This window comes from Polyangium sp. 6x1 (genome assembly GCF_029946515.1).
Classification (GTDB): Bacteria; Myxococcota_A; Polyangia; order Polyangiales; family Polyangiaceae; genus Polyangium.
Genome location: NZ_JARZHH010000016.1, coordinates 137,152 through 149,190 on the forward strand (window position 1 = coordinate 137,152; position 12,039 = coordinate 149,190).

The following is a 12,039-nucleotide window of genomic DNA, read 5'->3' on the forward strand; positions in this document are numbered from 1 at the left end:
AGAGGACGATGCGAAACACCGCATTTCTCGCAGTCGGCATCGCCCTTCTCGTCATCCAGTCGAACCTCTACCGGCTGATCGGGCGGCTGCAGATCGCGGGGATCACGCCGAGCCTGCTCTTGCCGCTCGTGGTGTTCATGGGCGTGCACGAGTACTCGATCGCGCGCGGCGCGGCGCTCGCGTTCTTGCTCGGCTACCTGCTCGATCTGTTCTCGGCCTCGCCCATCGGCCTGTTCACCTTCATCACGGTCGCCACGTTCGTCGTGGCGCGCGCCGCGGGCGTGCGCCTCGCCGCGCAGACGCTCCTCACGAAGGTCGCGCTCGCCTTCGCGTTCGCGCTGCTCGAAGGCGTGCTCATCATCGTGCTCACGGCAATCTTCGGGACCGACACGGCGAGGCCGCGCGCGCTCGCGACGCTCGTCGCGCCGCACGCGATCGGCACGGCGCTCTTCGCGCCGCTCGTCTTCAGCCTCGCCGAGCGCGTGCACCAGGCGACCATCAACGTGCCGAGGCCCGGGGAAGGAGGCCAGCGATGAGCCTCGTCGTTCAGCGCTCCGACGTCAGCGAGTTCAGGCGCCGCTTCCGCTGGATCGCGCTCGCGATGGCGGTGCTGCAGCTCGTCCTGATCGGACGCCTGTTCCAGCTCCAGATCATCGAAGGCGACGACAACAAGGCGATCGCCCGCGAGAACATCGTCCGTCGCGTCACGCTCGCCACGACGCGCGGCCTCATCCGCGATCGAGCCGGCAAGATCCTCGCGGCGAGCCGGCCCTCGTACAACCTCTACGTCGTCCCCGAGAAGATCGACATGCAGGTCGTCTGGCCGAAGCTCGTCGAGTACCTCGGCGTCGGCGTGGACGAGCGGGCGCGACTCGAGACGCTGCTCACCACGATCCGCGCGAGCGACGGGCCCCGGAAGAGCCAGCAGATCCTGCTGAAGGAAGACATCTCGCGCGACGCCGTGGCCACGCTGCGCACGCACGACGCGGAGCTGCCCTTCGTGGACGTCGTGCCCGTGCCGGTCCGCTACTACCCGTACGAAGAGGTCGGCGCGCACGCACTCGGCTACATGGTCGAGGTCGACGCGGAGAAGCTGAGCCAGCTCCGCAGCGCGGGCTACGTCGAGGGCGATCGCGTCGGCGCGACGGGCATCGAGCGCGCGTGGGAGAGCTACCTGCGCGGCTCGCGTGGCTGGGAGAAGGTGCTCGTCGACGCGAGGGGTCGGCGAAGGCCGGGCGGCGAGGGGATCATCGAGGATCCGCGGCGCGTCGATCCGATCCCGGGCCGCGATCTCCGGCTCACGCTCGACGCCGACATCCAGCGCGCGATCGACAAGGCGATGCGCGGCGAGCTCGCGGGCGGCGTCGCGCTGATCGACGTGCGCACGGGCCGCATCATCGGCCTGTACTCGAAGCCGAGCTACGACCCGAACGCGCTCTCGGGCGGATCGGGCAAGCAGGTCATCCGCGACGCGTTCCGCAGGCTCTACTCGGATCCGCTCAAGCCCGCGCTCGACAAGACGATCTCGGGCGCGTATCCGCCGGGCTCGACGTTCAAGCCGTTCACCGCGCTCGCGGCGCTGGAGAAGGGGCTCATCGATCCGCGCCAGGCGACGAACTGCCGCGGCGCGCTCACCTTCGGCAAGCGCACGTTCCGGTGCACGCACGTCCACGGGCCGGTGGATCTCCACCAGGGGATCGCGGAGTCGTGCAACGTCTACTTCTATCGGCTCGCGGCTGAGCTCGGCGTGGGCATGGACGTCATCGCCGAGATGGGCCAGCGCTTCGGCCTCGGCGCGCGGACGGGCCTCGGCGTGAACGCGGAGGCGGCGGGGCGCATGCCGACGCGCGCCTGGATGACCCTGCGCAACAAGGGTCAGTTCCGGCTCGGCTTCGGCCTCAACGCAGCGATCGGCCAGGGCGCGACGACGGTGACCGTCCTGCAGCTCGCGCTCGCCTACGCGGCGCTCGCCAACGGCGGCACGCTCTACCAGCCGCAGATCGTGCGCGCAGTCGAGACGAGCGCGGGCACGGTGGTGCAAGAGTTTGCGCCGCGCGTGCGGCGGCAGATCGAGGTGAGCCCCGAGAACCTCTCGCTCGTGCAGAAGGCGCTCTACGCGGGCGTGAACTCCGAGGCCGGCACCGCGTTCAAGGCGAGGGTGCTCGGCGTCGACATGGCGGGCAAGACGGGCACCGCGCAGGTCTCGCACAAGCTCGCGCGCGGCGCCGAGGCCGAGCGCGTGTGGTACTTCAACCGCGAGCACGCGTGGTTCGCAGGCTACTCGCCCTCACGCGCGCCCGAGGTCGCAGTCGTGGTCCTCGTCGAGCACGGCGGCGCGGGCGGCAAGCACGCAGCGCCCGTCGCCTTCGAGGTGGTGCGCGCATACAACGAGCTCGCGCGTGAGCGCGTCACGCGCGCCGGCGGAAACAACGGCGGAAGCGCACGCACGCAGCCAAAGCCCGATCGTGGAGGCACGCCTTGATTCGCGGCGACGTCTCGCCCCGGGCGAGGGATCATTTCGACTGGCCGCTCTTCATCGCCGCAGCGCTCATCGCCGTGCTCGGCGTGGTCAACCTCTACAGCGCGACGAGCGTCTACCAGGGCGTGCGCGCCGAGCTCTACATCAGCCAGATCTACTGGCTCGTGCTCGGCGGCATCCTCGGCGGGATCCTCGTCGCCATCGACTATCGCCACCTCGAGCGTCTCGGCTACGCCATCTACACCTTCGGCGTCTTCTCGCTCATCCTGGTCTTCGTCTTCGCGAAGGACCTACGCGGCTCCAAGCGCTGGATCGAGTTCGGATCCTTCCGCTTCCAGCCGAGCGAGTTCATGAAGGTCTTCCTCGTCATCGCACTGGCGAAGTTCCTTCACGACGATCCACGCAGCGAAGGGCGCACACTGAAGGATCTCCTCGTGCCCGCGCTCCTCACGGGCGTGCCCGCGCTGCTCATCCTGAAGCAGCCCGATCTCGGCACCGCGTCGATCCACGTCCTCGTCTTCCTGATGATCGCCGCGCTCACGCGGGTCCGGTGGAAGAGCGTGGTCACGTTCATCGTGACCGTCGCCTGCGCTCTCCCCATCATCTGGAACTACGTCCTGCTCGACTACCAGAAGGCGCGCGTCACCGTCTTCTTGCGGCCCGAGGACGACATCCTCAAGACCGGCTGGCACGCGCATCACTCCCGCGTGGCCATCGGCAACGGCGGGCTCTTCGGCAACGGATACATGAAGGGCACGCAGAACCAGTTCAACTTCCTGCCCGACCAGTTCTCGGACTTCCCATTCCCAGTGTTCGCAGAGGAGTGGGGCTTCGCCGGCAGCGTGTTGCTCGTCCTGCTCTACGGGTTCCTTTGCCTGTGGGCCGTCCGCATCGCCTCGCTGGCCAAGGATCGCTTCGGCGCCGTGCTCGGCATCGGCTGCGGCGCGATCCTCTTCTGGCACGCGTTCATCAACGCAGGCATGGTCTGCGGCATCCTCCCCGTCGTCGGCGTGACCCTGCCGCTCTTCTCCTACGGCGGCTCCAGCGTGACCACGATGCTCATGTGCGTCGCGCTGCTCATGAACGTGTCCATGCGCCGCTACTCGGTCGTCCCCGCTCCGGAACGTCTCTAGCAGGCGCAAGCATAGCGCCGGGGTTTCACCCCGGACCCGACCAGGGGCTGTCCGCCCCTGGACCCGGACCAGGCGCGGCCTGGACCGAAGTTGCATCGACCGCGGTGCGGTCGATGCACTCGATTCGAGCAGTTTCAGCGAATCGAGCTTCGTGCGAGCCGCGCGTCGATCGCGAACGCATACGCCGCGAGCGCGTCGCGCGCGCTCATCTTTCCGCCCCCGCGCGCCGTGCGCACAGTCGAGCGGAACGACAGGTACCGGCGGCCGTCGAGCCCCAGCAAGAGCGGCACCGTCGAGGGATCCCGCGGCGCATCCGAGGCGCCAAACAAGCTCGCAGCACTCGCGAGCTGGCGCGCCACGAGACCATCACACTGCTCGATCGCCTCGGCGTAACGCCCGCCCGCGATGGCCGCCTCGACGCTCTGCACGAGCGCGTGATCGCCGTCAGGCCAGAGCTCCGCGAACGAGAGCCCCGCGCCCCTCGGCGCCTCGACGTGCACAGCCCCTTCAGCCTTCGCCGCAATGTTCACAGGCGCATGGTTCGACGCCGGCGCCGAAGGCGGAGGCGCCGGCGCTTGCGGGACGAGCGGCGCAAACGGCTTCGGCGGAGGGAAGACGGATCCACGCGTCCGACTTCGAACCGACTCGGGCGCGCGCGGCCTGCCGACCGTAGGCGGCGCCTGCACGGACGCAGGCGGCGGGGGCCGCACGGACTCCGTCTTCGGCAGGATCGGCGCCTCCGCAGGCGGCGCGATCGCGAGCTGCGCGCTCGACGGCGTGGCCTCTTCCTGGGCCTCGGGGAAACTCGTGACGGGCAGGGGAGGCGGGCGCATCGCGGCGCTCTTCAACTCCTCGGGATCCTCGATGCCCGTATCGGGCGGCACGCTGCCCCAGGCGCGACTCGGAGCCACGCGGTTGACCATCGCGGCGCTCACGGGCGGACGATCGCTGCGCGAGGCGTCGCGCAGGGCTGCCGCGAGCCCTTCTTCGGCCGGATCGTAAGCCTCTGCGGCCGCGGCGCGCACCGACTCGGGGATCTGCGACTCGAACGCCGCGAGCACGACCTGCGTGATGCGCTCCAGCGTCTCGTACACGCCCATGCCCGTCTTCGCGGACGCGGGCAGGGACGGCACGTGGAAGCGGTTCAGCATCCGATCGAGCTCCTCCATGGGGAGGACGTCGGGCAGGTCGCGCTTGTTGTGCTGGAAGACGATGGGCATGTCCGCGACGTTCCGGCCTTGATCGGCGAGGTTGTCGCGAAGGTTGTCGAAGCTCTCGAGGTTCGCGTCGGCGCGCGCGATCTGCGAGTCGCTCACGAACACGATGCCATCGGAGCCCGTCAGCACGAGCTTGCGGGTCGCGTTGAAGTAGACCTGCCCGGGCACGGTGAAGAGCTGAAGCCGCACGTTCATCCCGCGGATGGGCGGCAGGCGCATCGGCAGGAAGTCGAAGTAGAGCGTGCGGTCGACGGGCGTCGCGAGCGAGACGAGCTTGCCGCGGTGCTCGGGCTTGGCCGTCGCGTGGATGTACTCGAGCGTGGTCGTCTTTCCGCCGAGCCCCGGGCCGTAATAGACGATCTTGAAGACGAGCTCCCGCGAGAGCGGGTTCACCGACGCCATACGCGAGGCGACGATAGCATCATGGCCACCCGCCGCGTCGAATAAGCCGCAGGATCGAAGGTGCTTGCGAGGTGTCGGGACGAACGAAGGGTGGAGAGAGCTGGGGGAGGCGCGAGCTAGCGAACGCCCACGAGGGGACGCGGCACGGCGTCGCCGATGGCCTCGGTCACCGAGAGCGCGAGGGCGACCGTGCCCTTCTGGCCCTGGAAGTAATCGAGGCGGAGCTGGTGGCGGCCAGCCTTGAGGGTCTTCTTGGCCGTGGCTTCCTGGGGCACGTGCACGCCGTCGTTGTCGACGACCTTCTCGCCGTCGATGTAGAGGATCGCGCCGTCATCGGAGACGAGCTTGAAGAGGTAGCTCGCGTCCTTGGCGAGCTCGAACGGGCCCTCGTAGCGGATGGCGAACCACTCTTCCTGGGCGAGGACGCCGGGGAAGCCGCCCGAGAACTCCTGGCGCTGAACGATGAAGCTGTCGGTGAGGAGCGTCGCGAAGGGGACCATCGTGGAGAGGTCCGGCATCTTCGACGTCGTGTTGGGGATCACGTATGCGTAGCCCTTGAAGGCGCCAATCGAGCCGTTGCCGAAGGCGATGCGGCCGTTGATGCGCGGGGGCTCGACGACGGGCTTGGTGGTCCCGGTCGTGTTGGTCGGCGTCGTGGTGGTGGGCCGCTGCGCGTTCGTCGGGCGGCGGATGCCGCGGGACGGCTGCCGCGTCGTCGGTTGCGCTTGCTGCTGCTGATTCGACGGGGGCTTGTTGTTGACGTAGACCGTGCAGCCGCCAAGGGCGACCGCGGAGGCAAGAAGGGCGAGCCGGAGCGAGCTGTGCGACATGGCGTCTCCTGGGGAAGAAATCGATACGAGGCGGTAGACGGTCGGAGCCGAATTTGCAATCACCGCTTCGTCGGGAAATCGACTTGCCCCGTCTCGGACCCACGCCAGGACGAACGTTCTCCGCTTTCTTCCTGCTAGCGCCACGTCGGCGAGAGCTGCGCCAGGACGAGCGACGCCACGCACGTGAGCAGGCCGAGCCCCGCGGCGACGTTCATCCCGAGGTCGGATTTACCGTTCCGGTCGGAAACACGCACGGGCCTGGCAAAAATCACGCCGAAGACGATGCCGGCCGCGAGCCCACCCAGGTGGGCGATGTTGTTGATGGCAAAGCCGACGTTCGCCTGGTTGATCGCGAAGCCGAGCACCACGTTGAGGAGCACGGCTTGCACGGCGAACCGCTTCCACTGCGGGTTTCGCTGCCGGTAGAGCATCGCGACCACGAGCCCCATGATCCCGAAGACGGCGCCGCTCGCGCCCGCCGTGAGCGCATGGCCCGCGAAAACGGGATCGAAGAGGAGCGTGTAGGCCGCCGAGGCGACGAACCCGAAGACGCCCGTCGTGACGTACGTCAGGAGGAAACGCGCCGGCCCCACCGCAGGCTCGGCGATCCGGCCGAGCCACGAGAGCACGAACATGTTGCCGAGCAGGTGCAAGGCGCCGATGTGCACGAAGATCGCCGAGGCGAGCCGCCAAGGCTCCTCGAAGACGAGCGACGGGCGCAGGGCCCCGAACCGGACGAGATCGGTGGCCTCCGGACGAAGCAGCGCGCTCTGGAGGTCGGCGCCTCGTGTACGGAGCGCGACGTAGATCTGCGCCGTGCAGACCAGGATCGTGAGTCCAATCACGAACTTCGAGGCGAGCAAGGCTTCTGGATCGATCCGCGCGCCGAGGCGATCGACGGAGCGAGCGACGGTCGAGATCGCCTGCCCGCAGCGGACGCAGCGATCGAAGCCGGCTCCGTTCAGCGCGCCGCAGCGCGCGCAGGGCACCGCCTTCGTCCGCGAGGAGTGAGCTTCTTCAGCCAAGTCGACGCTCCCTTGGTGGAAATTCCGGCCTTTCCGACGAGAAAATCCGTTCGAGGCCGGACGATGCGGCGCACGGCGGCGCGCCGGGGCTCAATGTGGTGGCGATCGCCCGTAAGGTCGAGCGGCAAAGGCCGTTCTCCGGGCGTGCAAGCGTTAGCTCTCGCGTTCCGTCCGCTCGCGCCGCCCGCCCAGGATCCGATGGCGGCGCTCCTGCTCGCGGTCGGGCTCGGTCGTCGTCCGCTGCCGCAGGCGGCGAAGCCGTCGCCGGTCCAGGCTGTGCGGCCGAGGCCGAGTCCAGGTATGGTGGCGTCCGTGGCCGTTGCGCGTACGGATCTCGAAGCAGAGCGCGAGCTCTGCGAGCGCGCGAGGGCCGGTGATCGCGCGGCGCTCGGGCAGATCCTGCGTCGCTACGGGCCCATCCTCTACCGCTCCGTGCTGCTGCCGCGCCTCGGGCGTGAGGCGCTCGCGCAGGACGCGCTCGCCGAGACGTACGCGCGCGTCGTGGAGCGGTTTCATCAGTTCCAGTGGCAAGACGCGGGCGTCTACCCGTGGCTGCGCGTCGTGGGCTTGCGCATCGCGTACGACATCCTGCGTTCGCGCAAGCGCGAGACGCTGTACGAGCCCGACGATCTGCAGCGCGAGATCGACGCGGCCGACGCCGATCCGACGGCGAACGGCGAGGCAGAGCTCTGCGAGAAGCGCGACCTCGCCGAGGCGCGCGCGCGCGTCGAGGCGGCGCTGCGATCGATCCATCCGCGGTACGCCGAGGCGATCCGGCTGCGCGTGCTCGAGGAGCGATCGCGCGAAGAGGTGGCGAGCGCGCTCGGCGTGACCGTCTCGACGTTCGACGTGGTGCTGCACCGCGCGCTCGCGGCGTTGAAGAAGGCGATCGACGTGCCTCGCATGGCCGAGGGCAAGCTCGCGTCGAGGGAGGCTCCGCGATGAAAAGGGAGCACAAACTCAGGCTGGTTCGTCCGGACGAGCGCGTGTCGTTCGAGGACGAGCCGCCGCCGTCGCCCGAGGAGCTCGCGGAGGCGGAGGCGCTCCGCGCGTCGCTGGAGAAGGGAGAGCACCCGCTCGCCGTGGTGCTGCGATCGGCGAGCGCGCCCGCGTCGCTCGACGATGCGCTGAACGACGCGCTGATCGAGCGCGCGCTCGGCAAGAGCGAGGCGCGCGCCGAGGGAGAGGACGAGCCGCCCACGGCCTCCGAGCGCGCGGGGGCCACGAGGCTCCGTGACGCGCTCGATGCGCCTCGTGGAGAGGAGCGGAAGGCGCCGCTCGCGGAGCTCGCCGAGGCGCTCGTCGCGGCGCACAAGCCACGCGCGATCGAGCCGCTTCGCAACGAGGCTCTCATCGCGCGCGCGCTCGGACGAACGTCGGCGCAGCCGCGCAAGGGGCGCGTGCTGTCGGTCGTGACGGCCGCGGTCGTCATGGCAGCCGCGGCGGCCGCGGGCTTCGTGCTCACGGTGGGTTCTTCGACGGAGAGCCAGGTCGCGGAGGCGCCCGAGCTCCAGCGCTCTCGCTCGGCAGGCGAGCTCTTCGACACGCCGTTCCCGCGCGTGGGCGGCGCGTCGGCGCGCGTCGATCGCATCGCGGGCGCGCGCGCCACGGAGCTCCGGCAGAACCGCTTTGCCTTGTGGGGTGTGCGATGACGCGCCGCTCGGCGAAGATCACGATCGCGGCGCTCGCGCTCGCGGTGGCGAGCGCCGTCGGCGTGAGCTGCGCGCGATCGGAGCGCGCGGCGATGCAGCCCTCGGCGTGCGAGCCCGGCGCCGCGCCGGTCGTCGACTCGGTGCTGCTCGCGTTCCTCTCGAAGGCGCGCGCCGCGCACCACAAGGCCGATCTCGCGGAGGCCTCGGGCGACGTGGCAGGCGCGATCGCCGCGCTCGAATCGCTCACGGGCGGCGCGCGTCCCGGCGGCGAAACACCTCTGCCCGAGGTGAGCGAGGTCCTCTCCGACACGTACGCGCGCCTCGCGGATCTGCGCAGCACGCGCGGCGAGTACGACACGGGGCTACGCGACGTCGATGCGGGGCTCGGGTTGGCGAAGGAGACGACGTACTTCCGTGGCCATCTCTTCGAGGTGCGTGGGCTCGTCGAAGAGCGGCGCGCGAAGTCGCTACCCGAGGGCGCGGATCGCGAGCGCGCGCGCAAGGCCGCGATGGATGCGTTCGACGAGGCCGTGCGGATCCAGGATCAGGTGATCTCCTCGGCGCTCGGCGACGCTGGCGCGCGCTGAGCACGCGCGTGGCGAGCGAGGAGCCTGTCGCCGACGTCCGCGAGGGAGGGACGTGGACCCCGCGGCAACGGCGGAAGAACGACGCCGTGTACCTGCTCGTGCGGGCGCTCCTCGCCTTCGCGTTGCTCCTCCCACGGCGCGCCCTCCGCGCCGTCTGTCGCGCGCTCGGGTTCGTCGCGTACGTCGTCCTCCCGCGCACGCGGCGCGCTGTCGCGGCGAGGCTCGAAGCCGGGCTGAATCACTCGAACGTTCGTGCTCAAACGGTATTCACGACGGTCGCGGAGATGCTCGCCGACACGCTCGATCTGCTCCGACCGGATGAGCGCGCGGGCGCGCGGCTCTCGCTCGATCCGGCGTCGCGTCGCGTGTTCGCGGAGGCGCTCGCGGAGGGGCGCGGCGTGGTGTTCGTCGCGGCGCACCTCGGGCCCTGGGAGCGGATGGCCGCGCTCCTCGTCGAGGAGGGATTTCCCGTGGCCACCGTCGCGCGCGAGAGCTACGACCCGCGCTTCACCGAGCTTTACGAGCGGCTGCGCCGTCCGCGCGGCGTTCGTTCGCTCTACCGAGGCCGGCCCGGCGTCGCGCTCTCCATCACGCGCGAGCTCGCGAAGGGCCGGGCCGTGGGATTTCTCGTCGACATCCCCGCGCGTGTGCCCTCGGCCACCCGACGCCTCTTCGGCGCCGAGGTCCTCGTCCCGATCGGCCCAGCGCGGATCGCGCTCGCGCGTCGAGCCGCGGTGGTCGTGGGCACGTGCGCGCCTGCCGCGTCGACGCCGAGCGCCTCGGGTTCATCCCACCCGATCGTCCGGATCTCCCGCGTTCTCCTGGAGGATCTTGGTCCGGATTCTTGCGCCGAGGACGTTCTCATGACGAGAATCGCGGCGGAGCTCGAACGACGCATCGCGGCATGGCCGGAGGCTTGGCTCGGCAGCTTCGTTCCTCCCGGGCGTCCGGCTGCGTTGCGGGGCGCGCTCGATCCTCACTAGACTGAACGCTCGGTTTCGCGTCCGCTACGTCCGGTTCCCCCATGGTGCGTGTTCCTAGGCCGGTGCCCGGGTGCGACATCAAGTCGCTGCCGCTCAGGCCCGACGAGGCTTACCTGCTCTCGCGCATCGACGGCGTGGTGAGCGAGCGTGAGCTTTCGCTCATCACCGGTCTCTCGCAAGCCGAGGTGACGACCGCGCTCGATCGACTCTTCGTGCTCGGCGCCGTCGACTTCAACGAGCCGCGGGCCCCGGTGTCTCGCCGCGCCCATCCGAGCGTGGCGCCGTCCTCGGGCGCTGTGTCGAGCCGAGGGACCGAGGGACCGTCGAGCCGTAGCTTCGAGGGAGGCTTCGGCGCCGGGCCGTCGTCGCGAAGGTTCGAGCCGACGGTGGACGCGCCGCCCGCGAGTCGTCGGAGCTTCGAGCCGCTCGCGGATCTGCCGCCGCCGACCCGGCGCAGCATCGAGCTCTCCGCCGAGCGCCGCAGCGGCCCCGACACGACCGTCGACGCCCCGCCGGTGACGCGACGTGCGATCGAGTTGACGGTCGAGCAACCGCGCATCGTCGATCCGGAGCTCGAGGAGCCCGTCGATCTCGATCACGCGAAGAAGAAGCGCGTCCTCGAGCTCTACGACGCGCTCGACGAGCGCAACCACTACGAGCTGCTCGGCGTCGCCCTCGACGCGGACAAGAAGCAGATCAAGAGCGCGTACTGGGTGCTCGCGCCGGAGTTCCATCCCGACAAGTACTTCCGGAAGAAGCTCGGCACGTACAAGCAGCGGATCGAGGCGATCTTCGACAGGCTCACGCTCGCGCACGACGTGCTCACGTCGAAGCAGCGCCGCGCGGAGTACGACGCGTATCTCGAGCAGACGCGGCGAAACCGGACGATGGCCGCGCTCCTGGAGCACGATCCGACGGACATCCCCGCGGTCGTCGCGGCCGCCGAGGACGCGCCGCAGAGCGGACCGCCGACGTCGCCCGTTCGCCTCGACGAAGCGGGCGCGAGCCCGGAGAGCGTGCGGTCGCGTCGGTCCTTCAACACGAAGCTCGGGAGCAACCCCCTGCGGCGCGCGGTCGCCGACGCGGCAGGTGTTTCTTCCGTGCCGGCGACGCCTCCCCCGCCTGCGAATGATTCCTTCCGCCGCTACGACGCGACGCGGAACGAGGCGCGTCGGCTGCAGCTCGAGCGGTACGTGCTGGCCGCGAAGGTGGCCCTCGAGCGCAAGGACCTCGCGGCGGCGGCGAACGCCTACCGGCTCGCGGTGGCGCTCGCGCCCGAGGACGAGGGCCTCGCGCGCAAGGCGACCGAGATCCAGCAGCAGGCGGCGGCGGAGCTCGCGGAGGGGTTCTTGCGGCAGGCCGAGTACGAGGCCAGCCAGGGGCGCTGGTCGGAGGCCGCCGTGAGCTTCGCGAACGTCTGCAAAGCGAGGGGAGATGACCCCCGGGCCCACGAAGGCGTGGCGTTTTGCACGCTCAAGACTGGCCAGAACAACCGCCGCGCCATCGATTTCGCCCGGCGCTCGGTGAAGCTCGCGCCCGGTGTCGGCGAGTACAGGCTCACCCTGGCGCGGGCTTACATGGCGGCCGGGCTGGAGACGAGCGCGCGGGTCGAGATGGAGCGCGCCGCCGAGCTTTCGCCGAACGATGCTAGGATGCGTGAGGCGATCGCGCAGCTTCGCGCGCAGATGAAGAAACCAGACGGCGGCGAACCGGAGAAATGATCCCCGGCGG

Annotated in this window: 11 protein-coding genes; 8 read left to right on the forward strand and 3 right to left on the reverse strand. The window is 70.0% G+C overall.

Annotated features, from left to right (window positions below):
- The first annotated feature begins 8 nt into the window (after positions 1-8).
- The 3 genes from mreD to rodA are packed head-to-tail and all read left to right on the forward strand — an operon-like array spanning position 9 to position 3,612.
- Positions 9-536 carry a rod shape-determining protein MreD gene (gene mreD, locus QHF85_RS17590; protein WP_281328360.1) on the forward strand — a complete coding sequence of 176 codons (528 nt, stop codon included), beginning with the start codon at positions 9-11 and terminating at the stop codon, positions 534-536.
- Entirely contained in the window at positions 533-2,482 is a 1,950-nt protein-coding gene (mrdA, locus tag QHF85_RS17595) for a penicillin-binding protein 2 (RefSeq protein ID WP_281328361.1), read from the forward strand. The genes mreD and mrdA overlap by 4 nt, the downstream gene beginning before the upstream one ends.
- On the forward strand, positions 2,479-3,612 hold the full coding sequence (rodA, locus tag QHF85_RS17600; RefSeq protein ID WP_281328362.1) for a rod shape-determining protein RodA: 1,134 nt from the start codon (positions 2,479-2,481) through the stop codon (positions 3,610-3,612). The genes mrdA and rodA overlap by 4 nt, the downstream gene beginning before the upstream one ends.
- 134 nt (positions 3,613-3,746) lie before the next feature.
- Here the strand turns inward: rodA and QHF85_RS17605 are convergent, their stop codons facing one another.
- The 3 genes from QHF85_RS17605 to QHF85_RS17615 all read right to left on the reverse strand — a co-directional run bounded on the left by QHF85_RS17605 (position 3,747) and on the right by QHF85_RS17615 (position 7,086).
- Positions 3,747-5,231: a gliding motility protein gene (locus tag QHF85_RS17605; protein ID WP_281328363.1), complete on the reverse strand. Its 1,485-nt coding sequence runs from the start codon at positions 5,229-5,231 to the stop codon at positions 3,747-3,749.
- A 116-nt stretch (positions 5,232-5,347) separates the two neighbouring features.
- Entirely contained in the window at positions 5,348-6,061 is a 714-nt protein-coding gene (locus tag QHF85_RS17610) for a PA14 domain-containing protein (protein ID WP_281328364.1), read from the reverse strand.
- A 134-nt stretch (positions 6,062-6,195) separates the two neighbouring features.
- Positions 6,196-7,086 carry a rhomboid family intramembrane serine protease gene (locus QHF85_RS17615; protein WP_281328365.1) on the reverse strand — a complete coding sequence of 297 codons (891 nt, stop codon included), beginning with the start codon at positions 7,084-7,086 and terminating at the stop codon, positions 6,196-6,198.
- Between the two features lie 144 nt (positions 7,087-7,230).
- On the opposite strand from QHF85_RS17615, the gene QHF85_RS17620 reads away from it, so the two are divergent.
- Genes QHF85_RS17620 through QHF85_RS17640 form a run of 5 tightly spaced genes read left to right on the forward strand, consistent with a single transcriptional unit; the run spans position 7,231 to position 12,029 of the window.
- Positions 7,231-8,031 carry an RNA polymerase sigma factor gene (locus tag QHF85_RS17620; protein WP_281328366.1) on the forward strand — a complete coding sequence of 267 codons (801 nt, stop codon included), beginning with the start codon at positions 7,231-7,233 and terminating at the stop codon, positions 8,029-8,031.
- Positions 8,028-8,738, forward strand: coding sequence for a hypothetical protein (locus QHF85_RS17625; protein WP_281328367.1), 711 nt, complete (start codon positions 8,028-8,030; stop codon positions 8,736-8,738). Before QHF85_RS17620 ends, QHF85_RS17625 begins: the two co-directional genes overlap by 4 nt.
- The gene (locus QHF85_RS17630; protein WP_281328368.1) at positions 8,735-9,325 is read left to right on the forward strand and encodes a hypothetical protein; all 591 of its coding nucleotides are present in this window, start codon (positions 8,735-8,737) and stop codon (positions 9,323-9,325) included. The genes QHF85_RS17625 and QHF85_RS17630 overlap by 4 nt, the downstream gene beginning before the upstream one ends.
- Positions 9,326-9,333: 8 nt before the next feature.
- Positions 9,334-10,308, forward strand: coding sequence for a lysophospholipid acyltransferase family protein (locus tag QHF85_RS17635; protein WP_281328369.1), 975 nt, complete (start codon positions 9,334-9,336; stop codon positions 10,306-10,308).
- Between the two features lie 41 nt (positions 10,309-10,349).
- Positions 10,350-12,029 carry a DnaJ domain-containing protein gene (locus tag QHF85_RS17640; protein ID WP_281328370.1) on the forward strand — a complete coding sequence of 560 codons (1,680 nt, stop codon included), beginning with the start codon at positions 10,350-10,352 and terminating at the stop codon, positions 12,027-12,029.
- Positions 12,030-12,039: the final 10 nt, after the last annotated feature.